This is a genomic window from Candidatus Eremiobacteraceae bacterium (assembly GCA_035295225.1).
Taxonomy (GTDB): Bacteria; Vulcanimicrobiota; Vulcanimicrobiia; order Eremiobacterales; family Eremiobacteraceae; genus JABCYQ01.
Genome location: DATGJI010000059.1, coordinates 79,948 through 104,491 on the forward strand (window position 1 = coordinate 79,948; position 24,544 = coordinate 104,491).

22 protein-coding genes are annotated in these 24,544 nt (G+C 63.9%); 12 read left to right on the forward strand and 10 right to left on the reverse strand.

The features are described 5' to 3' along the window. Nucleotides 1-6: 6 nt before the first annotated feature. On the reverse strand, nucleotides 7-2,349 hold the full coding sequence (locus VKT51_12785) for a penicillin acylase family protein (protein HLJ85042.1): 2,343 nt from the start codon (nucleotides 2,347-2,349) through the stop codon (nucleotides 7-9). A gap of 97 nt (nucleotides 2,350-2,446) precedes the next feature. Further along, a complete protein-coding gene (locus VKT51_12790; GenBank protein ID HLJ85043.1) occupies nucleotides 2,447-3,016 on the reverse strand; it encodes an FAD-dependent monooxygenase in 570 nt (189 codons plus the stop codon). A 47-nt stretch (nucleotides 3,017-3,063) separates the two neighbouring features. Here VKT51_12790 and VKT51_12795 point away from each other — a divergent pair, with 47 nt between their 5' ends. Then, complete coding sequence (locus tag VKT51_12795; GenBank protein ID HLJ85044.1) at nucleotides 3,064-3,993, forward strand: hypothetical protein; 930 nt, start codon at nucleotides 3,064-3,066, stop codon at nucleotides 3,991-3,993. On the opposite strand, the gene VKT51_12800 is transcribed toward VKT51_12795, so the two are convergent. Next, nucleotides 3,990-4,808, reverse strand: coding sequence for a DUF72 domain-containing protein (locus VKT51_12800; protein HLJ85045.1), 819 nt, complete (start codon nucleotides 4,806-4,808; stop codon nucleotides 3,990-3,992). The genes VKT51_12795 and VKT51_12800 overlap by 4 nt on opposite strands. A gap of 65 nt (nucleotides 4,809-4,873) precedes the next feature. Here VKT51_12800 and VKT51_12805 point away from each other — a divergent pair, with 65 nt between their 5' ends. Together VKT51_12805 and nth are read left to right on the forward strand one after the other, a co-directional pair. Continuing rightward, nucleotides 4,874-5,773, forward strand: a complete 900-nt coding sequence (locus VKT51_12805; protein ID HLJ85046.1) for a hypothetical protein — start codon at nucleotides 4,874-4,876, stop codon at nucleotides 5,771-5,773. Continuing rightward, on the forward strand, nucleotides 5,671-6,375 hold the full coding sequence (gene nth / locus VKT51_12810; GenBank protein ID HLJ85047.1) for an endonuclease III: 705 nt from the start codon (nucleotides 5,671-5,673) through the stop codon (nucleotides 6,373-6,375). Before VKT51_12805 ends, nth begins: the two co-directional genes overlap by 103 nt. 75 nt (nucleotides 6,376-6,450) lie before the next feature. Here nth and VKT51_12815 read toward each other — a convergent pair whose 3' ends face one another. From VKT51_12815 to VKT51_12830, 4 genes are all read right to left on the reverse strand, one after another. Next, a complete protein-coding gene (locus tag VKT51_12815) occupies nucleotides 6,451-7,683 on the reverse strand; it encodes a geranylgeranyl reductase family protein (protein ID HLJ85048.1) in 1,233 nt (410 codons plus the stop codon). After that, a complete protein-coding gene (locus tag VKT51_12820; GenBank protein ID HLJ85049.1) occupies nucleotides 7,673-8,827 on the reverse strand; it encodes an aminotransferase class V-fold PLP-dependent enzyme in 1,155 nt (384 codons plus the stop codon). The genes VKT51_12815 and VKT51_12820 overlap by 11 nt, the downstream gene beginning before the upstream one ends. Nucleotides 8,828-8,878: 51 nt before the next feature. Further along, the gene (locus VKT51_12825) at nucleotides 8,879-11,326 is read right to left on the reverse strand and encodes a diguanylate cyclase (GenBank protein HLJ85050.1); all 2,448 of its coding nucleotides are present in this window, start codon (nucleotides 11,324-11,326) and stop codon (nucleotides 8,879-8,881) included. Between the two features lie 265 nt (nucleotides 11,327-11,591). After that, entirely contained in the window at nucleotides 11,592-11,891 is a 300-nt protein-coding gene (locus VKT51_12830; protein HLJ85051.1) for a hypothetical protein, read from the reverse strand. Between the two features lie 88 nt (nucleotides 11,892-11,979). Between VKT51_12830 and VKT51_12835 the strand changes: the two genes are divergently transcribed. From VKT51_12835 to VKT51_12850, 4 genes are all read left to right on the forward strand, one after another. Further along, nucleotides 11,980-13,308, forward strand: coding sequence for an aminopeptidase P N-terminal domain-containing protein (locus VKT51_12835; GenBank protein HLJ85052.1), 1,329 nt, complete (start codon nucleotides 11,980-11,982; stop codon nucleotides 13,306-13,308). Beyond that, nucleotides 13,305-14,471, forward strand: a complete 1,167-nt coding sequence (locus VKT51_12840) for an amidohydrolase (GenBank protein HLJ85053.1) — start codon at nucleotides 13,305-13,307, stop codon at nucleotides 14,469-14,471. Before VKT51_12835 ends, VKT51_12840 begins: the two co-directional genes overlap by 4 nt. A gap of 105 nt (nucleotides 14,472-14,576) precedes the next feature. Further along, nucleotides 14,577-15,413, forward strand: a complete 837-nt coding sequence (locus VKT51_12845; protein HLJ85054.1) for a TonB family protein — start codon at nucleotides 14,577-14,579, stop codon at nucleotides 15,411-15,413. Nucleotides 15,414-15,764: 351 nt separating this feature from the next. Then, complete coding sequence (locus tag VKT51_12850) at nucleotides 15,765-16,226, forward strand: transposase (protein HLJ85055.1); 462 nt, start codon at nucleotides 15,765-15,767, stop codon at nucleotides 16,224-16,226. A 98-nt stretch (nucleotides 16,227-16,324) separates the two neighbouring features. On the opposite strand, the gene VKT51_12855 is transcribed toward VKT51_12850, so the two are convergent. The 3 genes from VKT51_12855 to trxB form a co-directional block, all read right to left on the reverse strand. Then, a complete protein-coding gene (locus VKT51_12855; GenBank protein ID HLJ85056.1) occupies nucleotides 16,325-17,668 on the reverse strand; it encodes a hypothetical protein in 1,344 nt (447 codons plus the stop codon). Between the two features lie 4 nt (nucleotides 17,669-17,672). Then, nucleotides 17,673-19,922, reverse strand: coding sequence for a tetratricopeptide repeat protein (locus tag VKT51_12860; GenBank protein HLJ85057.1), 2,250 nt, complete (start codon nucleotides 19,920-19,922; stop codon nucleotides 17,673-17,675). A 162-nt stretch (nucleotides 19,923-20,084) separates the two neighbouring features. Continuing rightward, nucleotides 20,085-21,032 carry a thioredoxin-disulfide reductase gene (trxB, locus tag VKT51_12865; GenBank protein ID HLJ85058.1) on the reverse strand — a complete coding sequence of 316 codons (948 nt, stop codon included), beginning with the start codon at nucleotides 21,030-21,032 and terminating at the stop codon, nucleotides 20,085-20,087. A gap of 45 nt (nucleotides 21,033-21,077) precedes the next feature. Between trxB and VKT51_12870 the strand changes: the two genes are divergently transcribed. The 5 genes from VKT51_12870 to VKT51_12890 all read left to right on the forward strand — a co-directional run. Continuing rightward, entirely contained in the window at nucleotides 21,078-22,067 is a 990-nt protein-coding gene (locus VKT51_12870; GenBank protein HLJ85059.1) for a cysteine synthase A, read from the forward strand. Nucleotides 22,068-22,175: 108 nt separating this feature from the next. After that, on the forward strand, nucleotides 22,176-22,535 hold the full coding sequence (locus VKT51_12875) for an NADH-quinone oxidoreductase subunit A (protein ID HLJ85060.1): 360 nt from the start codon (nucleotides 22,176-22,178) through the stop codon (nucleotides 22,533-22,535). Next, nucleotides 22,526-23,011, forward strand: a complete 486-nt coding sequence (locus VKT51_12880) for an NADH-quinone oxidoreductase subunit B family protein (GenBank protein HLJ85061.1) — start codon at nucleotides 22,526-22,528, stop codon at nucleotides 23,009-23,011. The genes VKT51_12875 and VKT51_12880 overlap by 10 nt, the downstream gene beginning before the upstream one ends. Continuing rightward, on the forward strand, nucleotides 23,004-23,564 hold the full coding sequence (locus VKT51_12885; protein HLJ85062.1) for an NADH-quinone oxidoreductase subunit C: 561 nt from the start codon (nucleotides 23,004-23,006) through the stop codon (nucleotides 23,562-23,564). The genes VKT51_12880 and VKT51_12885 overlap by 8 nt, the downstream gene beginning before the upstream one ends. After that, nucleotides 23,561-24,544, forward strand: a 984-nt coding sequence (locus VKT51_12890; protein ID HLJ85063.1) for an NADH-quinone oxidoreductase subunit D, incomplete at its 3' end; no start/stop codon positions are given. The genes VKT51_12885 and VKT51_12890, both read left to right, overlap by 4 nt.

Consider the following 24,544-nt stretch of genomic DNA (forward strand, 5'->3'; position numbering starts at 1 on the left):
TCAACCTCAGTGAAGTGGCTGCAGGACAAGCGTGTGGCGCGTCGCCCGGGCGACGGCGTCGTCGGAGAATGGGGTGCGCCGGTAGACGTTGTTGACCCAGTCCTGCATCTGGTCGTCGTAATGCTCGTCGCTGTAGTGACCTGACTCGCCGACGGTCAAGACCATCGACGAGTTATCCCAGTCGTGGGTATCGGCGACCAGACGCATGGACGGGCCGAAATCGGGCTTGGCCTGGAAGATCGTGAATGGATCACCGGGCTGGGGCAGCGGTTTGAAATTCAGCAACGCATTCAGGGGCCACACCGCGCCGAGCGGATGGTCGAAGATCGCGGCGTCGACGTCGCCCCACGGACGGAGAGAGTCGATGCCTTGCCCGGGTTTCAATTTAAGATCGACGACGGCTTCGCGAACAGCCTTGGGGATGGCGGCGACGACGCTCGCGCGGGTCACGCCGAGCGGCGCGAGCGAGCGATCGCCGCTCAGCGCTCGGGCGACAGCCGTGATCGGATGGAAATGCGCTTTGTATTGCGTGTAGAGCGATCCGAGCTTCGGTTCGAGGAGATCGCGAGTCAGGTCGTCACGCTCGACGGTGAGAAACGTGACGTTTCGATCCTGGATCTCTGCGCGGCCGTTCCAGTTGGCAAGCTCGGTCCGAATCAGTGAAAGTTCTGCATCCTGTGATTCTTTGAGGGCCGAGATCGTCAGCGCCGCGAGTTCTGCATCCGGAATGTCGATCGAGTTCGACTGCATCGCGCCGTACTCGCTCGGTCTGCGAAAGGGCGTCATGGCCATGAGGCGCGTGATCTCTTGAACGCGATACGGCGGCGCGTAGAGCGCGGTCGAAAGCTGCGGCGAATACGCGGGCGACGTCAGCGCATTGTTAGCGCTTGCGAGAAATCCGTCCGGCGGGTCAAACGCGTGCGGCAACTTTGCGAACGGCACGTCGCCGGACCAGCGAAAGCGCGGATCGGATCCATCGGCCGGCAGCCATCCGTCGAAGCCTTGCCGCACCGGAAGACGACCCGCGTCCTGGTAGCCGATATGGCCGTCGACGTCCGCATAGACAAAATTGAGATTCGGGCCCACGAGTTCGGAGACGGCTGCGCGGAATTGCGCCCAATCCGACGCTCGATCCAGATCGCCCTGACCGCGCGAAGGATCGGAGTCGCGCAGGGCGGTCCAAGAAAGCGCGTACGCCTTTGCACCTTCGCGCTTGACGATCGGACCGTGGATCGTCTCCAGCACGTCGAGCGTCGCGTCCGGCTTGCCTTTGACCGGGATGTGTTCGACGCGATGCACCGCGCGCAGCCATGATGAACCGACGCGGTATTCGTCGGAAGTCGGCCCGCGAAATCTTTCGGCGAACAGATCTTGCGCGGCGCCGTATGCGCTCGTCACGCCGAACGCGATTCGTTCGTTGTGGCCAAGCGTCACGCCGGGCAGACCCGGAATCGTGAATCCTTCCACGTCGAAGCCTGCGCCTTTGAGCTGGACGACCCACCATGTGCTGGGCACAGAATGCTCGAGATGCGTGTCGTTCGAGAGAACGGGCAAACCGGTCGTGGTCCGCTTTCCGGAGACGGTCCAGCCGTTTGAACCCGAATCGGGCACGCGCTCGGCACCGGCCGGCGCGGCAAATGCCGGAGTCCACGCGGTGACGTCGCGTGGCGCGGCGCTTTGCGTCCGCCCCGACGTCCTGCGGCTGACAGATCCGTAGCCCGGCACGGGGCGCTCGAGTTCGGGCACGCTGTCGTTCGTCAGCGAGCGCATCGCTGCGTCGCCGATCTTGGCCGCAAGTTTTGCTCGAACCGCTATCGTATCGGCTTCGTCGTCGAGCCGCTGCTCCATGAGCTTCACGATCGCGAGACTGTCTGCGGCGGTCCACGGCGCCGGTCGATAGCCGAGCAGGCGGAATTCCAAAGCGGGCTCGCTCCCCGCTGCGTAGGCATTGACTCCTGCGGCATATGCGTCGAAGTCGGCGCGCGTGCGCGCGTCGAGATGCGCGGCATCGGACGTCGCCTTTGCCGCGAGGCCCAATGTCAAGTAGTAACGGTCGAGCGGCAGCGCGATCGAACCGAATATCTGTGAAAGACGCCCCTCGGATTCGCGGCGCAAGACATCCATCTGCCAGAGACGGTCCTGCGCACTCGCGTACCCGTCGCCGAAGAAGATATCCGTTTCGGTCTGTGCGGTGACGTGCGGTATGCCGCGGTCGTCGCGGCGAATGGTGACCGGCGCAGAGATGCCTGCGACGGCTATCGACCCGTCGACCTTAGGAAGCGGCGCGCGGACGACCCAGACGAATGCGACGAAGGCAACGACGATGACGGCCGCGAGGAACGCGGCCACAATCCTAACTGCGATACGAACGGTCCGCGACCAGCGCCGGCGAGTTCCGCTGCTCATTGATGTAGGGCCGCACGTTCAGTAGCGGCCGAGCAGCGCCCTACGTGTCGTGGTCCACGTAGTATCCGCCGCGCAACTCCTGGATAATCGCGATCGCCACGCGCGCCCCGTCCCCCGCAGCGACCACAGCCTGACTCGGTTTACCGGTGATCCGGCCGGCCGCAAAGCACCCCGGCACCGCCGTGCGGCCGTCTTCATCTACCGATACAAAGCGCCCGCCGTGGCCGCCGAGCGCAAGGCCGAGTCCGCTTGCGAGATCGGTCCGCTTGTTCGAGGCTAGGATCATGAACCGGCATCGGATATCGTGCGTGCCGGTTCTCACCGCAAAGCCCGGCGAATCGAGCGCGATTGACGCGACGTTTGCGTCGAGGACGCGGACGCCGAAACGCACTGCCTGTTCTCGACCGCGCTCGAGCAGTTCCGCTCCGCCGATGCCGTCCGGAAAACCGATATAGTTGTTCACGCGCTCGACTCGGCGCAAGCTCGACTCGCTTGCGTCAAGCAGGCAGGTCCGCACGCCGGCCCGCCCCAGGAATACGCCGGCGGAGAGGCCGGCCATTCCGCCTCCGACAACCACCGCATCGAATTCTTCCATTGATGAGACCTTCATGAGAGCCAAGGTGCGCCGCGTGTGACCTTCCAACTGCTATCGGTACCATGCGCGCAAGACCGCCGCTCGCTCTGCTTGGTTGCGTCATCGCATTCGCGGCGACGCTCGTCGCTCCCGCATTGGGCCGCGACCCTGGAACTGCGTCGCCGTCACCCGCGCCGTCGCGCTCTTCGCCGTCACCTGCGCCTTCACCGACAGCGACGAGTCCGCTTGCGCCCGTCAGCCTCGACTCCACTCCCGATCCTCAATCCACCGGACCGTATCCGCGATTGATCGGCAAGGTGACGGCAAGCGCCGCATGCACGCGTTTCGTTGAACACTACAATATCGCCGTCGTCACGATCGCGGCAAACGACGACCGGATCAGTTCTTCGAACGTGTCGCTCAACGATATCCAAAATGACTACTATCGGCGAGATGGCGCGCTCACCGCGTACGATCATCGCGTGCAGCTGATCAGCTACGTACAAAAGATGCTCGACTCGATCCCGGTGGAACAAGGCGCCGTGAACGACATGTTGGCGCAGGCCAAGCAGACCACGGATCCGGTTCGGCAGAAATCGCTCCAAGAGAGCGCATCGCAGTTGCAGAAATCCGTCGACCGGCAACGAGCGCTTGCGAACGATCTATCGAGCGTTGTGCGTGTGCTCATGGACAAGCACGGGTCGGAAGACACGCTTGCAACCCGTATCGGCGCGACCTTGCCTTTGGGCGAGACCTTCAATGGCAATCCGGGCGATGATCCCGTGCCGCAGCCCGGCGATGGCGGCATCATCACGAGCAGCGGCCCGCGGCCATCGCAGACGACCGTGCAGGACGTGATGCAATTCAGCCGTCAGCAGAGCATCATTCGCACCGCGGAGACTCGTGCGGTCACGGCGGCGTCGCGCGTCGTCAAGTCGTGCACGCAGACCTCCGATGGCGCCGCGCCGGCCGATCAGCCGACGCCGGCAAATCCGGCGAGTCCCCAGCCTTAGAAAAGCCGCGGCGCCGTGGACTCGGGCGGGACTTCTTCGCCAAGCCGCGCCGCTAACGCCCGGATCGTTGCAGGCGAATGCCCCTGGTAGTGATTGTTCACATAGCCGTAGATGTCGCGCACGGTGCGACGTAGACGCGCGATGAGCCGTTGCCACACGTCGAGGGATTCAGTGCGCTCGATCTGCACGCGATCGAAGACCGTGAGCGCACGATCGCCGAGCCATCGAAGATAGGCGAACGGCGCAGGAGGATCGCGCACGAGTTCGTCCGCGATCTGTGTGGCAAGCGACAGTGTGGCGTGTTTGCCTTCCGTCGCGGCGATCGCAAACCCGTGGCGGCGAGCAAGTGTGAAGAGATCGTCATCGTACCAGCGCCCGTCGCGCAGTTCGAGCGCGATCGGGCAATCCTTGGGGAGTTTGTGCGCCATGAAATGGAAGAGCGCGCCGCGATTCTCCGGGGTCGGGTCGAAGTCTGGCGGACACTGCACGAGAATGGCGCCGAGTTTGTCTCCGAGCAAACGCGCGCGATCGACGAATTCGTCGAACTGCGCGTCCGCGTCGCGAAACCTGCGGACGTGCGTGATCTCGGACGGCGTCTTCAGTCCGAACTTGAACGACTGGGGCGTTCGCCTGCGCCAGCCTTCGACCGAGCGGGCCGGCGGCGTCGCGTAGTAGGTCGAATCGACTTCGGTCGTCGAGAGCGCGCGGCCGTATTCGGTCAGCATGTCTCTTGCCTGGGTGCCGAACGGATAGAAGTTGCCGACCCAGTCTTTGTAATGCCAGCCCTGAGTCCCGAGCCAGACGCGCGCTTCCACGCGGCTGGGATTCGCGCCGCCGGGTTTGAATCGCTTCCGGTGTGAGGCTCAAGACAGATTCGAGGGTGCTCGCGTTTCGGGCGGCGGTCCTGGGCTGGTACCGGCGCAACGCGCGCGACCTTCCGTGGCGGCGGCGCTGCGATCCGTATTCCGTGCTGGTATCGGAGACGATGCTGCAGCAGACGCAAGCCGCTCGCGTGATCCCGAAGTTCGAGGCGTTTCTCGCGACCTTTCCTTCTATCACATCGCTGGCCTGCGCAGCGCTCGCCGACGTGCTGCGCGCGTGGTCGGGACTCGGCTACAATTCGCGCGCGAGGCGCTTGCACAAAACCGCGCGGATGATCGTCAGAGATTTCAAGGGCCACGTGCCGCGCGAGCTCACCGAACTTCGGACGCTACCGGGTGTGGGACGTTACACCGCGGGAGCGATCGCCTCTTTTGCGCACGGCGCTGATGAGGCAGCCGTGGACGTGAATGTCGGCCGCGTTTTGTCGCGTGCGCTCCTCGGTCAAGAGCGCTCCGCAGGCTCCGATATCTGGGAACTGGCATCGCGCGTGTTGCCGCGCGGACGCGCAGGTATGTGGAATCACGCGCTGATGGACATCGGTGCTCTCTTCTGCCGGACGAACCCGGATTGCGCCGCGTGCCCTGCCCGGCGCGTCTGTGCGTTCTCCAAGAATGGAAAACCGCAGCGCGCGACCGCTGCCCGACGCGATCGAGGCCGTGCAGCGCAGGCTCCTTTCATCGGCTCGCGACGCTATTATCGCGGACGCGTCGTCCGCGCGCTGACCAACGCTGCGCGCTTGAGCCTCCTTGCGCTCGGTGAGCAGGTGAAGGAAGACTTTGCGGCAACCGATGTCGCGTGGCTGCGCGACTTGGTGGCGGAACTCGAACGCGACGGGCTCGTAGCGATGGACGCGGTGCGCGGACTCGTGAACTTGCCGCAAGACGCGCTGCGATCTTAAAAATCCTGCGCGCCACGTATGCCGGCGCGCGAACCGCTCTGCGCTTTCGGTCGGACTTCCAGCTGCTTGTAGCGGTCATGCTCTCCGCGCAGTGCACGGACGCGCGCGTGAACATGGTGACGCCGAAGCTATTCGAACGGTATCCGAACGCCGAAGCCATGGCGGCGCTCAATCCGTCGGACATCGAACCGCTCATCATGACGTGCGGCTTGTTCAAATCGAAGGCGCGGAATATCATCGCAGCAAGTCGGCTGATCGTGGAACGTCATGGCGGTCGCGTGCCGAAGACCATGGACGAACTGATCGCGCTCCCCGGCGTAGGGCGAAAGACCGCGAACGTCGTGCTTTCGGTGGCCTTCGACACGCCGGCGATCGCCGTCGATACGCATGTGTTCCGCGTCGCCAACCGGCTGGGTCTCACGCGCGCACGCACGCCGGTGCAGACCGAGACGCAGTTGATGCGCGTGATTCCCGAAAGCGATTGGTCTGACGCGCATCACTGGCTCATCCATCACGGGCGAGAGATCTGCCATGCGCGCAATCCGGAATGTGCCCGTTGCCCGCTCCTCGCGCTCTGCCCCAGCGCGAAAAAATTCCGGTAGGGCGGACCTTTATGGTCCGCTTGTGTAGGGCGGATCTTTATGATCCGCCGGCGCGCCGTAAAGGCGCGCCCCACATCATCGGAAAAATGCAGGCTGAAAAAGCACGCGCCGCATCACGCCGCGCAGCGCGATGCCTCGGTCGATCGTGCCGATGCCGTAACCGATCGCGCGGCTGGCGTGTTCGGGATTTTCTCCAGCGCGGCGCACGACGACGTTGAACAGCCATGCGCTCTTGGCGAGGTTCTTCAGCACGCGTCCGGCGCCCAAGTACCCGCCGACCTTCTCGCGCCATTCTCGTTCGTGGCTGCGGAGTGCGTACGCCGAGACATCGCCGTCTCGCAAGGCCGCAAGCGCAGATCGCGCAGCGCTCCGCCCTGAGACAAGCGCAGTGTAGATACCCTCTCCGGTCAACGGATCCACGAGCGATGCCGCGTCGCCCGCAAGCATGACGCCGTCGAAGACCGTCCGCCGGCGCGCGCTTGAAACGGGCAGCGGCCAACCGATGGCCCGACCGACCGGCCGCGCATGACGGAAGCGCGCGGCGACCGCCGGGGCAGAACCGATAAAATCATTCAGAATGTCGCGCAGTTTGCGTCCGGTTCGACGAAGCTCCCCAAAATAGACGCCGACGCCGACGTTGGCCGATCGCTCGCCGGTGGGGAAGACCCAGCCATACCCTGGCAGCAGCTCACGATCGTAATAATGGATCTCCATGTCGTCGCGCAATCCGTCTACGTCGTCGAAATAGCCGCGCAGCGCGTAACCGATGTGGCGCGGCCCGTTTTCGCGCAACCCGAGCGACTTCGCGATGACAGAGTGCGCGCCGTCCGCGCCGATGACGACGCGCGCAGGCACGTGCGAGGTGCCGGCACCATCTTGGATTTCAACACCGCCTACTCGGCCTCGCTCGCGGAGCAGCCCGGTGACGGTCACGCCTTCGCGCAGACTGGCGCCCGCGCGAACCGCTGCGCGTGCTACGTGCGCATCGAGCTCAGCACGTGGAACGATCCACGATTCGAGTCGCGCTCCGTCGGACCCAAGCGGCGGTTCGGCGCGAAACGACCGCCCGTCCGGCCCCGATATCAGACCACCGTATGTCTTGCGCGCCGGACCCGCGAACTGATCGAAGGAGACGCCCATGTCGCGCAACATGTCGACCGCGTGCGGCGCGACGCCGTCGCCGCACGATTTGTCGCGCGGAAACACGCATCGGTCCAGTAACAGAACTTCAGCGCCGGCTGTCGCGAGCGCGTGTGCCGCGGCGGAACCGGCGGGCCCCGCTCCGACTACGACGACGTCAGCCGGCATCGCGAATCGCGACGATCTCGGCGATCACCGCGTCGACTTCCTCGATCGTGTTGTAGAAGTGCGGCCCGATGCGAATGCCTGCGCCCGGCCGAAAATCGACGATGAACTTTCTGCGGATCAGCTCCGCGCACGCCGCCTCCGCGCCTTTGAAATCCACCGTGACATGCCCGCCGCGCCGGGCAGGATCGAGCGGCGAATTGACGCGCAGACCGGCTTCTTGCGCTCGCTCGACGGCTCGCGCCGTCAGAATCATGCTGCGCGCGCGAATCGAAGGCACGCCGAGGTCGGCGATCATCGAGTACCCGGTAAGCGCGGCATACAATGCTGCGGGATTCGGCGTGCCGCCCGCGTAGCGCCAGACGTCGTCGGCCAGATCAGGATCCATTGAGAAATCGAACGGACGGCGCTGGCCGAACCAGCCGACAACCGTCGGGGTCAAGCGCTTGACGAGATCGGAACGCACGTAGAGATAAGCGGCCCCCGGACCGCCGCACAGCCATTTGACGCCGCCTCCTACGATCACGTCGACGTTCCAGCCAAGCGCGTCGATCGGCACCGTTCCCGCGGACTGATACGTGTCCAGCACGACCAGCGCCCCGACGCGATGCGCCTTCTCGATGATGGCCGCCGCGTCTTGGATGTAGGCGGATTTGAAGATCACATGCGAGATGGGCACGGCGAGCGTGCGCTCGTCGATCGCGTCGCACATAGCCTGCGTATCGATCGTGACGCCATCGCGGCTCTTGACCAGACAGATCTCCGCGCCGCGGGCTTGCTGCGCCGCCCAGTTATAGTGCACGGTGGGGAAGTTCAGTTCCGAGTAGACGACTTTGTTGCGCTTACCCGAGAAATCAAGACACGAAATGATCACGCTTTCGGCGATCGAGACGTTTTGCAGCATCGTGATGCTGCCGGCCGGCGCGTTGATTATCCGCGCCACGACGTCGCCGACGCGCGTGACAAGCGGCAGCCATTTCTCCCACGCGACGACGCCTTGCGTCGCCCAGTCGTCGGCGAATTCCGCGACGCGCTCGCGCACCCCGGCCGGCATGGCGCCGAGCGAATTCGAGACGAGGTACGTGCAGGTGGAGAGGATGGGGAAGTCCGCGCGCCTCGCGAGCAGCGGATCTAAGGCGGTCTTCATGCGCTGCGATGTTCGCGTTGCCGGTAGGCTGCGACCTTGGTCGAATATGGACTAGTCGAAGCGGGGATGAATGCCGCTCGTTCCGCTGCGCTTCGCCTGGAAGAGCGCGGCGTCGGCGGCGCGCAGCAGCATGTTGACCTGCGAACCCGCTTCCGGAAACGATGCGCATCCCATCGAAACAGTGACCGCCTCTTCCCCGAGTTGCTCGGGCCAGTCGGCATCGGCGATGGCTACCGCAAGCCGATCGGCGAGCATGAGCGCTTCGCCGAGCTGCGTCTCCGGGAGCACGACGATGAACTCGTCGCCGCCGTATCGGGCGACTACATCCGAACCGCGCACGCTTGCCGAGAGACTGTTCGCGACTTGGCGCAGCACTTCGTCGCCGATGCTACGGCCGAGCCGTTCGTTGACCGACTGCAGCCGGTCCACGTCCGCCATGATGATCGAGAACGGACGTTTGCGGCGGCGCGCTTCGTGCAGCCGCTTTTTCAGGAAGTCTTGGGTGAAGCGGTAGTTGTACAGACCCGTCAGCGGATCTGTTATGGCGAGCCGCGACGCTTCTTCGAGAAGCTGCGCGTTGTGAATCGCAAAGCCGAGCTCATCCGCCACGGCGTGGAACATGCTCTGTTCCTCGAAGTCCGCGACGCGTCCGCCGAAGCCCACCACTTGGATGGCTCCGACGACGGTGTCGCCGACGAGCAACGGTTTGGAGAGGGCGACGGAGAGCTCATCCACATCGTGCTGCTCGAAGGTCGGCGATTCTATCCGCCGCACGTCTTTCTGTCCGAGCACAACCGTCTGTTTATAGATCACGCTGAACGCAGCTGCCCCTTCTTCACCCGTGGGCGAAGCCGGTACGCTGATCGGCGCCGCGGACGCGTCCACAAAACCGCGCGAGGCGAGCGGCATGAGCTGCCGCTCTTCGGGCGCGAAAAGGTAGACCCGGCCGGCTTCGAATCCCAGCACTTCCAGCACTTTGTCGAGACCCTTGTGGACGATCGCCGCGAGTCCGACCTCGCGCGCAAACGTGCGCGCGACGTCGCGCATGACGCCGAGCGCGTGGTTCTGCCGTCGAAGATGATCGACGGTGACGCGCGACGCGGGCGCGTCGCGGCCGAATGCGACCAGCCCGAATCCGTCGCCGCGGGAATCGCCGGATGGAATGGGCGTGAATAGGAGTTCGATCGGCTGACCATCGCGATTGCGCCCCTTGACCTCCGCCGATCGCGTGCTCTCGCCGCGCGACAATCGCGACAGCATCTCGCGGACATCTTCGCGCCGGTCGTCGGGCACGATCGTCGAGTCGACGAACGGCGTGCCGATCGCTGCACCGGCGCTCACGCCGAACATCCGCTCGGCGCCTTCGTTCCAACGCCTGATTATGCCGCGTTCGTCCGATTCGACGACTGCGTCCGAGGTGACGCCGAGCAGACGTTCCAGCAAGCCGGCCGCGAGCGACGTGCGCCCGTAGCGGCGCGCTGCCATAAGCGCCTCGGCACCTTGAAAACCGAGCCGCAACAGGACGTCATCGTCCGCTTCCGCCTCCGGCGGTATTCCGAAGAACATCGCGACCGCGCCGACAGTGGTCGCACCGGCGACGAGCGGAATCGCGACAATTTCGGAAAAGCCATGCGCGAGGGCCTGGCGTTCCCAGCCGTGGCGCAGCCAGATGGGGTCGTTCACGACGTCGGCATCGCGCACCACGCGCTGTTCGCGCGCAGCCCATACCGGCGGATACATATTCACGGACGGATCCGTCATGCTATAGCTCGCGGAACCTAGTTCTCCCGGTTCCTTCCAGCCGCCGACGGCGGTGAGCGTGTCTCGCTCGAGCACGTATGCTATCGCAAAGGCCGCTCCGGCAAACTCGCCGCTCGCCTGCGCGATACTGCGCGCGACTTCTCGCGGATCGAGGCTCCGAGAGATCCGCGGTGAGTCCGGGCGCCGGCGTTCGGCGCGGGCGGCGGACAGTTCTCTCCGGCGTACCACCTCGGAGGCCACCGATCGCGCGAACCACTGCATGGCGTCCGTCTGCCGGATATCAAACGCCGAAAGATCGTCGCTGTACAAGACGAGCGCGCCGATCGTCTCCGCTCCGGCCATGAGGGGCACGGCGGCTGCGCTGCGGACCGACTCCCAATCACTGAGCAGGCGGAGCATCGCATCCGGACTGCCGAAGCCGGGTTCGCGCTCGACGACGACTGAAGCGCCGTCGATCGCGCTGCGCAGCATCGGGTCAGCGGATAGTTCCGGCCACTCCGCGCCGATCGCGTCAGCCGGCAACGAGCGTGGTCCGGCGCAAGAGACGATGCGAAGGCCTTCACCGCCGGGCGGCGCGACGATCATGACACATGTGGCACGCAGCAGCTCCGCCACTCCCTCGGCAGCCGTGCGCAGTATCCCATTCTCGTCAGCCGAGCGCGCGGCGACGTGAATGAGCTTCAAAAGCCCGGCCTCGACGTCTGCTAACGCTCCGCCGTCGCCATTGTCGGGAGTCACCCGCATGCTTGTCTTCCCGCTAGGAGTCGTGGTCGCCGAAAGTCATGGCGACGATGTCATCGTGACCGTCGTGTAGGACTACTTTAGCGAAAATGAACCTTTGCTTCGTGAGCCGAGCGACCTCTTGGGCCGGGAAGCCCGTTAGCGCTCGCAGGACAAACGACCCAAACGCGATGTTCGAACGGGACGTGATGCGGTCGAACACCATATGGAATCAGCGATGCGAAGGGGCAAGCGAAGCGAAGGGCAAGCGACGCTTGCCCGACTACAGACGAACGTCGGAAAAGCCGGGTGGAAGAACGATGGGCGCGCGCCCGAACGGATCGACGGGCACGCTCGCGGCCGCGTGCGGCGGCAAAGGCCTGTGATCGACGCGGTGTTTCGGCGGCGCCGGCTCGCGAACAAGCCGGTCGTTGACGACCGTGGCGAGATAGTAGCCGTCCGGGCGATGGACGCGATCCTCGCGCAGGAATCCGATGTACGAGCCGTTCGCGGCATAGACGTTCCAGCGGTCGACGAAGGCGATGAACTGACCGCGCGAACCGAATAGATGTTTCCCGTTCATATCCCGACGATTGGCCTTGCGGCCGTCGCAGTCCCTGCGCGGCCGGTGCCGGAAGTGGTAGAAGCAGCAGGCAGCGAACCCGCGGAGCATGACTGAATTTGAAAAGCGGCGACAGGCCTTCACCCAATCCATGGGCGACGGGGTCGCCGTGTTTTTCGGCGCGCCGGCCGCATATCGGACTAACGACTTGAACTGGGAGTACCGCCAGGATAGCGACTTGTACTATCTCTCCGGATTCGAAGAGCCGGAAAGCGTGCTTGTCATCGCTCCCGGACACGCCACCGAGAAGAGCGTGCTGTTCGTCCGGCCGCGCGATCGCGCCAAAGAGACCTGGAACGGCTACCGCTGCGGCCCGGAACGCGCCGCGGCAACGTACCACGTCGATGCGTCCTATCCCATCGAAGAATTGGCGAAGCGGCTTCCCGAATATCTCGAGACCTCCGATACGCTCTACTACGCATTCGGCGCCAACGATCAGGCGAACGCGCTGATCACGGACGAGCTCAAACGCATGTCCACGGCGCGCCGGCGCGGCGACAAGGGCGGGATGACGGTCAAGAATCCCGCGATGATCCTGCACGAGATGCGCACGATCAAGACTCCGTACGACATCGAGGGCATGGAACGCGCGGTGCGTATCTCGGGCGAGGGGCACATCGCCGCCATGCGTTATGCGCGCTCGGGCATGCACGAATATGAGATCGAAGCGATCATCGAGTTCATCTTCCTCAGCCGCGGCGCTCAGTTTCCGTCCTATCCTTCCATCGTCGCGAGCGGCGCAAACGCGACCGTTTTGCACTACACGACCAATCGCGACCGCGTTCCCGACAATGCGCTGGTGCTCGTCGATGCCGGCGCGGAAGTGGACTACTACAACGGCGACATCACGCGCACGTGGCCCATGTCGGGCCGCTTCTCTCCGGAGCAGCGCGCCATCTACGACATCGTGCTCGCGGCCAACGAGAAGGCGATCGGCATGTGCCGGCCCGGCGTGCGCTACAACACCGATGTGCACGATGAGACCGTCAAGATTCTCGTTTCCGGCATGATCGATCTCGGTATCCTAAAGGGTTCGCTCGACGAGAATCTCACCAACGAGAACTACAAGCAGTTCTACATGCACCGGACCGGACACTATTTGGGCCTCGACACGCACGACGTCGGCTTCTACAAAGTTGAGGGTCAATGGCGCGAGCTCGTTCCGGGGATGGTGGTGACGATCGAACCCGGCCTCTATTTCGCGAGCGACGCCGATGTCGATCCGCGCTTCCGGGGAATCGGGGTCCGCATCGAGGACGACATCTTGATCCGCAAGGACGGCTGCAAGAACCTCTCCGAGGAAGTGCCGAAATCCGTGGCCGAGATCGAAGCGGTCATCGCCGAGGGCAGAGCGACGCGCGAACCGCTGTTCGCGTGAACGACGCCGTGCCGGCGGACATCCTCAGCGATGTCGTGCGCTGGCGCCGTGCTATCCACCGGCACCCCGAGCTTGGATTCGAAGAGGAGCGCACGGCCGCGCTGATCGAGTCGGAGTTGGCGCGCGCCGGCGTTGATGCCGTGCGGGTCGCCAAGACGGGAATCATCGCGACGCTGCGTGGTGGGAAACCTGGCAAGACGGTGGCCCTGCGCGCCGACATGGACGCGCTGCCGATCCACGAGCGCAGCGGCGAATCGTTCGAGTCCGAAGTGCCGGGCAAGATGCACGCGTGCGGCCACGATGGTCATTCGGCGATGCTGCTCGGCGCAGCGGTGGCGCTTGCGCGCGAGCGCGCGTCGTTGAGTGGGACTATCAAATTCTTCTTTCAGCCGGCCGAGGAAGGTCCGGGAGGCGCGCTGCCGCTGATCGAGGCCGGCGCGATGCGCGGCGTCGACGCTGTGGTCATGATCCACGTATGGCCGACGCTTCCGGCCGGGACTGTCGGGATTCGTCGAGGCCCCGCGATGGCGTCGTGTGACGATTTCGACATCGAGATCCGCGGGCGCGGCGGTCATGGCGGTTATCCGCATAGCGCGGTCGACACGATACCGATCGCTGCGGAACTCGTCGGCGCGCTTCAGCGCATTGCGAGCCGTGAGATCGATCCGCTGGAATCGATCGTCGTGGCCATCGGCAGAATAGACGGCGGCTATCGCCGCAACGTCATCGCGGACACGACGCGCATCGCCGGTACCGTGCGCTGTTTGGACGAGCGCGTACGCGCCACGATTTCGGAGCGGATCGAACGCATCACGCGCGGCGTCTGCGAAGCGCACCGCGCCGCAGGCTTGGTCACGTTCGTGCGCGGTTATCCGTCCGTGCACAATGACCCGGCGATCGCGGAACGGATCGCAGTGATCGCGCGCTCCACGGATGGCATTCCGGCTGTCGTCGATCTCGACCGGCCGACGATGGGCGCAGAAGACTTCTCATATTATACGCACGAAGCTCCCGGATGCATGATCCGGCTTGGATCCAGCGCGCCCGGCAAAGCCGACCCGCCCATGCTGCATTCCGCCGAATTCCGACTGGACGAGAGCGCGCTGCCCGTAGGGGTACGGCTGTTCCGTGCCCTGGCCCACAGGCTGCCCGCCGAACTCTAATCCCGGCGGCGCGCGACGACGATAACTCTCCTATAGATAGTGCGATTCGGCCGGCTGTCACAAACGGCGTCGCCGAGTGTCTATCTTTCCGGAGGCGACCCGTACGTGAGCAACATCAATCCTCAGCAACCACTGCGAAGAACGCTCAAACCGCGTGATGGCGGCGGTCCCGGCGCGCCGCTGGCACTCGTCGCCACCGTCGCCGGCGTACTCGTCGTCGGCGGCGGCATCGCGTATGCCGTGACCGTCGGTCATCACGGATCGGCCGCGCCTGCACCGCAAGCATCAGCTATCGCCTACCAGCCGCTGCCCGCTCAATTGAGCGATGTGACTGCTGTCACACACGCCGCGAAGCCGAAGAAACCGGCAAAGCATGGCGCGACACCCACGGCCACGGCAACGCCCGGTGCGACGCCGACTCCGGCGGCAACGCCGACGACTGCAGCCACCACGAACCCGCTCACGCAGAAGGTTGCCGTGAAGCACGCAGTCCACCACGTGAAGTCTGTGTCGTCAAGCTCGCTCGCATTCGAACCGAACGCGGCGACGCAGTCAAGTTCGATAACACCGGTCTCGAATACGGTACCCGCGACGCTCCCGCCGTCGACATCATCCGCACCGGCGCCCACGCCGACGCCCGACGCGACGCCGATCTACGAACCTGCGGTCGTTGTCGAAGCGCGTTTCATCAGCCAGATTCAACCGATCTATCCAGAGATCGCCAAGCAACAAGGCATCCAGGGAACGGCGATCATACTCGCGACCGTCGGCCCGCATGGCAATGTCATCGATGAGACGGTCGGACAGTCCACCGGGAACAGACTGCTCGATGCGGCCGCGCTCGACGCCGCCCGCGCCAGCAAGTTCGAAGCGCCTGAAGTGGACGGTCATCCTGCGACCGAGACGTATCGGATCGTCTACACGTTCGCGCTGAACAACTAGGATTATGTGGGGCGGGCCTTTATGGTCCGCCTCGTTTTTGTAGGGCGGACCTTTATGGTCCGCCTGTTTTTTTGTAGGGCGGACCTTTATGGTCCGCCTGTTTTTTGTGGGGCGGACCTTTATGGTCCGCCTCGTTTTTTGTAGGGCGGACCTTTATGGTCCGCCTCTCGTTTTTGTAGGGCGGACCTTTATGGTCCGCCTCGTTTTTGTAGGGCGGACCTTTATGGTCCGCCTCATTCTATTGTAGGGCGGACCTTTATGGTCCGCCTGTTTTTTGTGGGGCGGACCTTTATGGTCCGCCTCGCCTTTGGGGGCACTTTCAATGTGAACTTCGACGCGTGAATCCTGCGCATGCCGAAGCACAAAAAGTTGACTCGCCTCTCGGGATTCGACTATTCCGCCCCGCGATCATATTTCGTGACCATGTGCGTTCTTGGCCGCCAAAAGATATTTGGAAAGCCCAAAGCGGCGGGGATCGCACTCGAAGAGGTTATAGCGCACCGCAACGCCGGCTGGTACTGGCTCCATACGTATGCGATCATGCCAGACCATGTGCATCTATTGATCAAGTTGAATAATACTTGCCGCAGCCTAGGACGAGTCGTTGGGGTACTGAAGTCGGCAATTCTCCACAAAGTGCGTCGAAGCGGCGAAGACTTCCAGTGGCAAGAATCGTTTTATGATCATATTCTTCGCGAAGGCGAAGACAGCGGCAAGATCGCTGATTACATCCTCGCAAATCCCGAACGTGCGGGTCTCGTTGCCTCCGGAGAATCGTATCCATTTTGTGGAATGGTCGATCGCCGTTGGTGATGGCGGACCATAAAGGTCCGCCCTACATAAGTTACGAGGCGGACCATAAAGGTCCGCCCTACATTTGTGGCGAGCGGACCATAAAGGTCCGCCCCACATTACCGGCCGACCGACTCCGGACGGCCCAGCGCGACGAGCAGCTCGCTGCGGCGATCGCCGAAATTCGAATCGGGCGCGACGGAACTCATGCGGTCGATGACCGCTAGCGCGCCTTCCAGATCGCCCGCGTCGGCCTTTTCATTGACCAGCTCCACGCCGATGCGCAGCGCATCCTGAGTTCTGTTCAACGCGAGGTAACAGTCGAGAGCGCCTTCGAGCGACTCGATATCCGAGCCGGTACGCAGCAGCCGCTCGTAACATAACACCGCGCCCTGATGATCGCCGCTCGCACTGAGTTCCTTCGCCTTGCGGCGCGTGAACGCGGCAAGCGCGTTGGATGCCGGGGTTGTGCGAGCGGGCGCAGCCGACGGCGATTCCGGAGTAGGCGCCGTGACTTGCGGAGCTTGCGAGGCGGCGGCGGGTGCCGGCGGCGGCGGTAAGACTTCTGCTACTGCGGGAGCGGGCACGCTTGCGACCAGTTCCTCGACTGTAGGCGGAGGCGGAGCAGCCGCCGGCTGCGGTTCAGCTGCAACGGCGGTCGCTTGCAACTGCGCAAGCCCACGGGCTGCTGCTTCGTCCGTGGGATCCACGTGCACGAGCCGCTCGTAGAGTGTTTTCAGCTGCTCTCGAGCCTTTTCGGTTTGATCGGCATCCAGCACGCCTGCGTGTTCGACTCGGTGCGCGAGTTCATCGAGCAGAAACGCGCGTCCGGTCAAGGCTCCGCCCGGCGCCGGTGAGAGCAGTTCTATCAGGTCGCCGATTGCGGCAGGACGCAACTCCAAAAATGATTCCGCATGCGCGGCCAGCTCCGAAAATGCACCGTCTTTCGCGTACAGCGTGAGCGCCTGCAGCAAGTAGACCGCCGCATCGTCAGGGCGCCCGACGGCTGCGTAAAGATCGGCGATGCGCTGACTGACCTCCGCGTCTGCAGTGTGGGCGGCGCAATAACGGTACTCGTCGATGGCGTCGGCGGCATATCCGGCCTGACGCAGTGCGTCGGCATTCGCGCGCCTGATGGTGATCTCGTCGGGGAAATCCAGCGCGAGATACCCGAGCTGGTCGAGAGCGTCTTCCGTCGGCGGCGCGGTTTTGGTGAGCTCAGCGAATTTCAGCCCGACCGTGAGCCGCTCCGGGCCGAGCGGGTTCTTTTCGGTGCGAGCGAACAGGCCTTTTTTCTTCTCCTGCGCCTTGAGCAGATCGATCATCACTGTGATCGCGTTCGCAATACGCTTCTCGGCGATGAGCGCGTCGATCGCTGCGATGTACGCCGGCACCGCGTTACGCAAACCGTCGCGCGCGCCCGCCTCTTGCGCCGTCGTCAAAAGTTGGTCGGCGTTTTGCACTACTTCATTTCGCTCCGTTGCGGCTTCCAGGCCCTGCGAGCACGGCTTTGATCTTCTCTACGCGCGCAGCCGCATCGGAAAAGCCGGGATCCCCCGAAACGATCTCCTCATACGACCACAACGCAAGTCCGAGCGAATCGGGGTCGCCTTTGCTCTCGTGGAGCGCGGCTAAAGCATAGAGCGCGTGACGATATTGGTCTTCCGGATAGCCGGTTAATTCGAGTGCCTGTGAAAGGCAAGCTTCGGCGCCGTCCACGTCGCCGCCGGCACGCATCGCGTTCGCGAGCGCTGTGCGTGCGAGCACGCCGTATGATTTGTCGCTCTCTAACGGACGAAGCGCGACGATTGCGTCGGCGGGCTTGCCCAACTCGCTCAACGCGAGCCCCAATCCGTAGCGCGCGCTCACGTTTGTCGCGTCGAGCGCGAGAGCTCCCTTGTATTTGTCTACGGCTGCCGCGAAGTTGCGCGATGCACGCAACGCGTCGGCCTCGGATGCGAGCCCGCCTTGAGGAGCGACTGCGGTTGCGGTACCGTTCGTTTTCTTTGCCGACTCCGCCGGAGCCGGGGCCGCAGCGGCCGCGGCAGGCTTTGCCGGTGCAGCTTGCGCAGGTCGCGGAGCCGGTGACGCAGCGGGCGCCGCTTGTCCCAATCGCGCGGCGCGGATCGCTTCGACTCGCTGCAGCGCGGCCACCGCTTCTGCATGCTTCACTTCGACTGATTTCGCGTCGGCCTCGAGGCGCGAACGCGCGCTTGAAAGTTCCGCCGCCATCGCCTTCAGGGCGGTGACGTCCGCTTGGATCACCGTGGCTTGATCGGCAGCCGTCTTTGCGGCGGCGTGCACGCCCCGGGTCTGCTCCAGCAGACCGATAAGCTGTTTCTCGACGGCGTCTGCCCCCTGGCGCGCAGCCGCGAACTTGTTCTGCAGATCCTTGACGTTAGTTTCGACCGCACCGGTCTCGGCCATGACCTGTTCGGCGCGCGCCTGCGAGGCCGCAAGCGTCTCGTTCGCTTTGCCGACCTGGCCGGCGACAGCATCGATCTTCGCGCGGATCGCCGCCACGTCGTTCGGCAATGCGGCAAGCGCGGCCAGTTCGTCGCGCACTTTCTGCACGTCGGCGGCGAGTTTGGCGAGCGAGGCGTCCTCAGCGGCTTTGGCTTGCGAGGCCGCTTCGATTTCGGCCTTCAACTGTCCGAGGCGGCCTTCGACGGTGCCGCGTTCGCGTTCGAGCGCTTCGAGCGCCGCTTTGGCAGCCTTGATCTCTTCTTCGACCGCAAGTCGCTTCTTGAAGGCTTGCGCGACTTCCGATTTCGCCTGCGCCAGGCGCGACATCGCTTCAGATTGCTGCTCGAGGAGAAAAACTTCTGCGGGCAGCGTCGAGCTTAGTGTGGCGCTCTCGTCGACCGGTCGTGCCGGAGGCGGCGCGGCTGCTGCCGGTGTTGGCGCAGCTGGTGCCGCAGGCGCGGCTGCTTGCGGTTGTGCCGGTGCTGCGGCTGGTTGTGCGGTCGCGGCGCTGGCGGGCGCAGCTGCCGGAGCTGGCGCAGCTGCGGCGGGAGCGGGCGCAGCGGCGGCCGGCTTCTGCTGCGGTTTTGCCGCAGGCGCAGCTTCCGGCGCGGGCGCGGCCTTGATCGACGCGACCATGCCTTTCGCTTTTGCGTTCTCGGGTTCAAGCGCGAGACTTGCGTTTGCACATCGGCGCGCATCGGCCGTTCGTCCGGCCGCGAACGCGGCGTCGGCTGCCAAATTGTAATAGGAAACCGCTTCGGTTTTTAGATTCTTCGCTTGATGGACGCGGCCGAGATGATCGAGTCCGTCAACATGGGTCTTGTCGCGTTCCACGATTCGCTTGAACGCGAGAATCGCTTCATCGTACTTGCCGAGTGATTCGTACAAGCAGCCGGTTTCGAACAGCGCGGGCATGTGCCGGAGACTCGTCTTGCGCAGCACCTCGACGAATTTGGCCAGTGCGTCGTCGCGTTTGCCGTCGGCGAGATCGGCTCGGCCGATCTCGAAGAGCGCGTCGTAGTTCTTCGGCTCGAGCGCCGCGGCGCGGACGAAGCACGAGCGCGCATTGTCGATGTCGCCCGCGTCCATGAAGTCTCGGCCTGCATTCAAAAACGCCGGCACGGCTTCGGCAACCGAACCGGCCTCGGCGAGAAGTTCTGCCGCGGCCATTCGATCCGCCGGATCCGTAGCGCCGTCACCTGCGGCTTCTCGCAGCTTTGCGAGTTCCTGATCGTTCTGTTTTGAATCCATGGTTATAGCGGACGTCCTCGGCTACAAGCTCAAGCGATTGGTAGGGCGCGGCCTCACGGCTGAACGAAAATCGAACGCGCGTCCACGGCAGATGCCGATTGCGTGCGGCCATACGCTTCCTACTTCAAAATATCGGCGTTTTTCTTCGGGAGCGCAGAGTTCTCAGCGAACGGCCGCCTCCTTCGCCTCCTGGGCCTCGAGATATTGTTCGGCGCGCATGGCCGCCCGGCAACCCAATCCGGCCGCCGTGATCGCCTGGCGATAGTGGCGATCCTGAACGTCGCCGCCGACGAAGACGCCTGGGGAACTCGTGGATACGCCGTCGGGCGATTCGATGTAGCCGCGCGAATCGAGAATCAATTGTCCCGCAAAGACGGACGTGTTCGGCTGGTGCCCGATCGCAACAAAAACCGCGTCGGTTGGATGCTCCATCAGAGCGCCGGTGCGCGTGTCTTCCACTATCACGCCTTCGACGTGGCGATCGCCGACGATTTCCCGGACGCGCGCATTCCACAAGAAGTGGATCTTTGGGTGAGCTTGGCCGCGCGCTTGCATGATCTTCGATGCGCGGAGATGGTCGCGCCGATGCACGATCGTCACGCGCTTGCCGAAGCGAGTCAAGAAAAGCGCTTCCTCGAGCGCCGTGTCGCCGCCGCCGACGACCGTGATGTCTTTCTCCTTGAAGAACGCACCGTCGCACGTCGCGCACGTGGAAACGCCTTTGCCGCGAAGCCGCGTTTCGCTTTCGAGTCCGAGCCAGAGCGCCGATGCCCCGGTCGCGACCACGACGGTCGACGCGCGGAAATCGCCGGCGTCGGTCGAGACGCGTTTGACATCGTGTTTGAAATCGACCGAGACGACGTCTTCGTTGATGATCTCGGCGCCGAACCGTTCGGCTTGTGCGCGAAAACGCTCCATGAGTTCGGGGCCTTGGATGCCCTCGGGAAATCCCGGATAGTTCTCAACATCGGTCGTGAGCATCAACTGCCCGCCATAAAGTCCGCCTGCGAAGACGAGCGGCGACAACTCCGCGCGCGCGGCATAGATCGCGGCGGTCAAACCGGCAGGGCCGGACCCGATGATGATGACTTTTCGTATCTCGTCGGACACGCGCGAGGTATTCCCCGGTTCGGAAGTGTAGCCTTTCGTCAAGCCATGCGCAACGATCTGTTTGAAACCGTGGGCGGCACGCCGCTCGTGCGGCTGACATCGCTATCCAATGCTCTCGGCCGGACGATTCTCGGCAAGGCTGAATTCCTGAATCCCGGCGGGTCAGTCAAGGATCGAGCGGCGAAGGCGATCATCGAGGACGCCGAGCGGAGCGGCCGTCTCCAGTCGGGCGGCACGATCGTAGAAGGAACCGCGGGCAACACGGGCATCGCGCTCGCGCTTCTCGGCAATGCGCGCGGTTACCGCACGGTCATCGTCATCCCGGACGATCAGTCACACGAGAAGATCGACCTCTTGCGGGCACTGGGCGCCGACGTTCGCGTCGTTCCCTCGGCGCCGTTCACGGACGACGCCAACTATTATCACGTCGCGCGCCGCGCGGCCGAAGCGATTTCCGGCGCCGTGTGGGCAGATCAATTCAACAATGCCGCGAATTGGCGCGGGCACTACGCGACTACCGGGCCGGAGATCTACGAAGAGACCGGTGGCCGGCTCCAGACCTTCGTGTGTGCGTGCGGCACGGGCGGCACCTTCGCGGGAGTTTCGAAGTATCTCAAGGAGAAAGATCCGTCGATTCAAGCGATCGTCGCCGACCCGATGGGTTCGGCGCTTTACGCGTACGTTCGATGCGGCGCGTTGGACGTCGTCGGCGATTCGGTCAGCGAAGGCATCGGCATCAAGCGGATCACCGACAACTTCAAAGCCGCGGTTCCCGACGGCGCATGCCGGATCGACGATCGAACGATGGTTGAGATGGCACACTATCTCGTCCGCTCGGAAGGCTTGCTGCTCGGCGGCTCGGCGGCGCTGAACGTCGCGGCTGCGGCGCGCTTGAGCCGGGACCTGCCGCGCGGCAGCGTTGTCGTGACCGTTTTGTGCGACGGCGGCGCGCGCTATATGTCGCGCCTCTACAACCCCGCATGGCTCGCGGAAAACGACCTCCTTCCGGTCTGTCAGGACCTGGACTTTCTCTAAGCCGGCCGGCAACGGATAGCGCACTCCGACCGTAGGTTTTCCCGGCGTCGGGGCGAACCCGGGACTTTGGGATAAATTTCACAAGGTCATCGGGAGCGTCCATTTCACGTGCTATTCTCGCCTTGGGCGATCGTCGCCGTATTCTTCGTCGTCGCGCTAGTCGTCGCGTTCGCCATCTCTGCCGTGCCGGGTATTTTCACGAGCAAGCGGCCGAACAGAGCGAAGGCCGAAGCCTACGAATGCGGCGTCCCGCCGACATCTGCGATGATCGGCCGGTTCCCGGTCCGCTTCTATCTCGTCGCGATGCTGTTCGTCATCTTCGACGTCGAAGCGGCTTCGTTTTACCCGTGGGCTGTCCGGCTGCGCGATCTCGGCGCGTTCGGGCTCGTGGAAATGGTGACGTTCATCGTCGTGCTGGGCGTCGGCTACGCATATGTATGGAAGAAAGGCGGTTTCTCATGGAGATGAGCCCGCACCAGCCGTACATCACGACCAAGCTCGACGAGTTCACGGCTTGGGCGCGGACGTCCGCGATCTGGCCCATGACGATGGGCCTTGCGTGCTGTGCCATCGAGATGATGTCGATCGTCTCGCCGCGCTACGACACGTCGCGGTTCGGCGCCGAAGTGTTCCGTTCGTCCCCGCGTCAGAGCGACCTCATGATCGTCTCCGGCCGCGTCTCGAACAAGATGGCCCCGATCCTGCGCCAGCTTTACGATCAGATGCCCGATCCGAAGTGGGTCATCTCGATGGGGGCGTGTGCGTCCTCCGGCGGCATCTTCGATAACTATGCGGTCTTGCCGGGTGTCGACCGAATCCTCCCGGTTGACGTCTACGTGCCCGGCTGCCCGCCAAGCCCCGATGCCGTGATCTTCGCGATCATGCAGCTGCGTAAACAGATCGAAGCCGGCGGCAAAGCGCTGGTACTTGCCAAGAATGCCTGAGCAGCCGCCCGTTCGGGCCGAACGCACCCGCACCGCGGCGTTGCTTGACACATTGCGGTCAGCGCTGGGCGAAGATCTTCTGGAAGCGGTTTCCGCGGCCGACATGGACGAAGCCGCGATCGGCCCTAGCGCACTGCTGCGCGCGGTGGAGATCCTGCGCAGCGCCGGCTTCAACATGCTCGCCGACATCGGCGTGGTTGATCATCTCCCGCTCTCGCCGCGGTTTGAAGTCGCCTATCACCTCCAGATCATCGATGCGGCGGCCAAGCCGGTCGTGCCCGCGCGGTTTCGGCTGCGCGTCTTCCCGGACGATGCAGATCCCGTCGTGCCCTCGCTCGTATCGATCTGGCCGAACGCGAACTGGGCCGAGCGCGAGGCCTTCGACCTCTTCGGTATCAAGTTCGAAGGTCACATCAATCTCAAGCGCATCTTGATGCCGGATGATTGGGTCGGCTACCCGCTGCGCAAAGACTACCCGCTTCGCGGGACCGATCGCGGCTTCGTCGCCGGCGGCCGCCAGGGGAGCGTCCCTCCGGTGGACCTGCAGCAATGAGCACGCTCGACCTATCCAGATTGGAAAGCAGCCCCGACCTTCTGATCTCGCAAGGCGACGACAGAGATTCGCTTGTCATCAGCATGGGGCCGCAGCATCCGAGCACGCACGGCGTGCTGCGAGTCATGCTCAAGCTCGACGGCGAGACGGTGATCTCGTCGGAGTCTGAGATCGGCTTCCTCCACACCGGCATCGAAAAGCAGGCGGAGAATCTCTTCTGGCAACAGACCGTCACGGTCGTCGACCGGGCAGATTACCTGGCGCCGCTTTCCAACAGCCTCTGCTACGTGCTCGCGGCCGAAAAATTGCTCGGCATCGACGGGCAGATCCCGGTTCGCGCACAAGTGCTGCGTGTGATATTCACGGAGTTGACGCGCATCGCGAGCCACTTGGTCCAGCTCGGCACGCACGCGATGGATCTGGGCGCGCAATCCATTTTCATGTATGCGTTCGAGATGCGCGAGCAGATCTTGCGCATCATGGAGTTCGTCACGGGCGCACGCATGCACCAGTCGTGGTTCCGCATCGGCGGCCTCGCGCTCGATGTGCCGGTCGGCTTCATCGACTTGCTCGATAAGTTCATCGAGTCGTTTCCCGAGCGGCTCAGCGACATGCGCGCGATTCTCGAAAAGAACGTCATCATCATGGATCGGTTGATCGGCGTCGGCCGGATCTCTGCCGAAGATGCGATCGCGTGGGGATTGACGGGCCCGAATCTGCGCGGCAGCGGCGTGGCGTACGATGTGCGCAAAGCACTGCCGTATAGCGGATACGAGAATTACGATTTCGACATCTGCGTCCACGACGGCGGCGACTGCTACAGCCGCTTCGTCGTCCGGCTCAACGAGATGTATCAGGCGTGGCGCATCATCAAGCAAGGCCGCGACCGGTTCCCGGGCGGCCCGGTGGTGATCGACGATCCCAAGATCGTGCCGCCGGCGAAAACCGTCATCCAGCATTCGATGGAAGCGCTGATCCAC

Coding starts and splice junctions, on each gene's coding strand:
- VKT51_12790 (HLJ85043.1), bottom strand. CDS start 3,016: ATGAAGGTCTCATCAATGGAAGAATTCGATGCGGTGGTTGTCGGAGGC.
- VKT51_12795 (HLJ85044.1), top strand. CDS start 3,064: ATGCGCGCAAGACCGCCGCTCGCTCTGCTTGGTTGCGTCATCGCATTC.
- VKT51_12815 (HLJ85048.1), bottom strand. CDS start 7,683: ATGCCGGCTGACGTCGTCGTAGTCGGAGCGGGGCCCGCCGGTTCCGCC.
- VKT51_12820 (HLJ85049.1), bottom strand. CDS start 8,827: ATGAAGACCGCCTTAGATCCGCTGCTCGCGAGGCGCGCGGACTTCCCC.
- VKT51_12830 (HLJ85051.1), bottom strand. CDS start 11,891: ATGAACGGGAAACATCTATTCGGTTCGCGCGGTCAGTTCATCGCCTTC.
- VKT51_12835 (HLJ85052.1), top strand. CDS start 11,980: ATGACTGAATTTGAAAAGCGGCGACAGGCCTTCACCCAATCCATGGGC.
- VKT51_12850 (HLJ85055.1), top strand. CDS start 15,765: ATGCCGAAGCACAAAAAGTTGACTCGCCTCTCGGGATTCGACTATTCC.
- VKT51_12860 (HLJ85057.1), bottom strand. CDS start 19,922: ATGGATTCAAAACAGAACGATCAGGAACTCGCAAAGCTGCGAGAAGCC.
- VKT51_12870 (HLJ85059.1), top strand. CDS start 21,078: ATGCGCAACGATCTGTTTGAAACCGTGGGCGGCACGCCGCTCGTGCGG.
- VKT51_12880 (HLJ85061.1), top strand. CDS start 22,526: ATGGAGATGAGCCCGCACCAGCCGTACATCACGACCAAGCTCGACGAG.
- VKT51_12885 (HLJ85062.1), top strand. CDS start 23,004: ATGCCTGAGCAGCCGCCCGTTCGGGCCGAACGCACCCGCACCGCGGCG.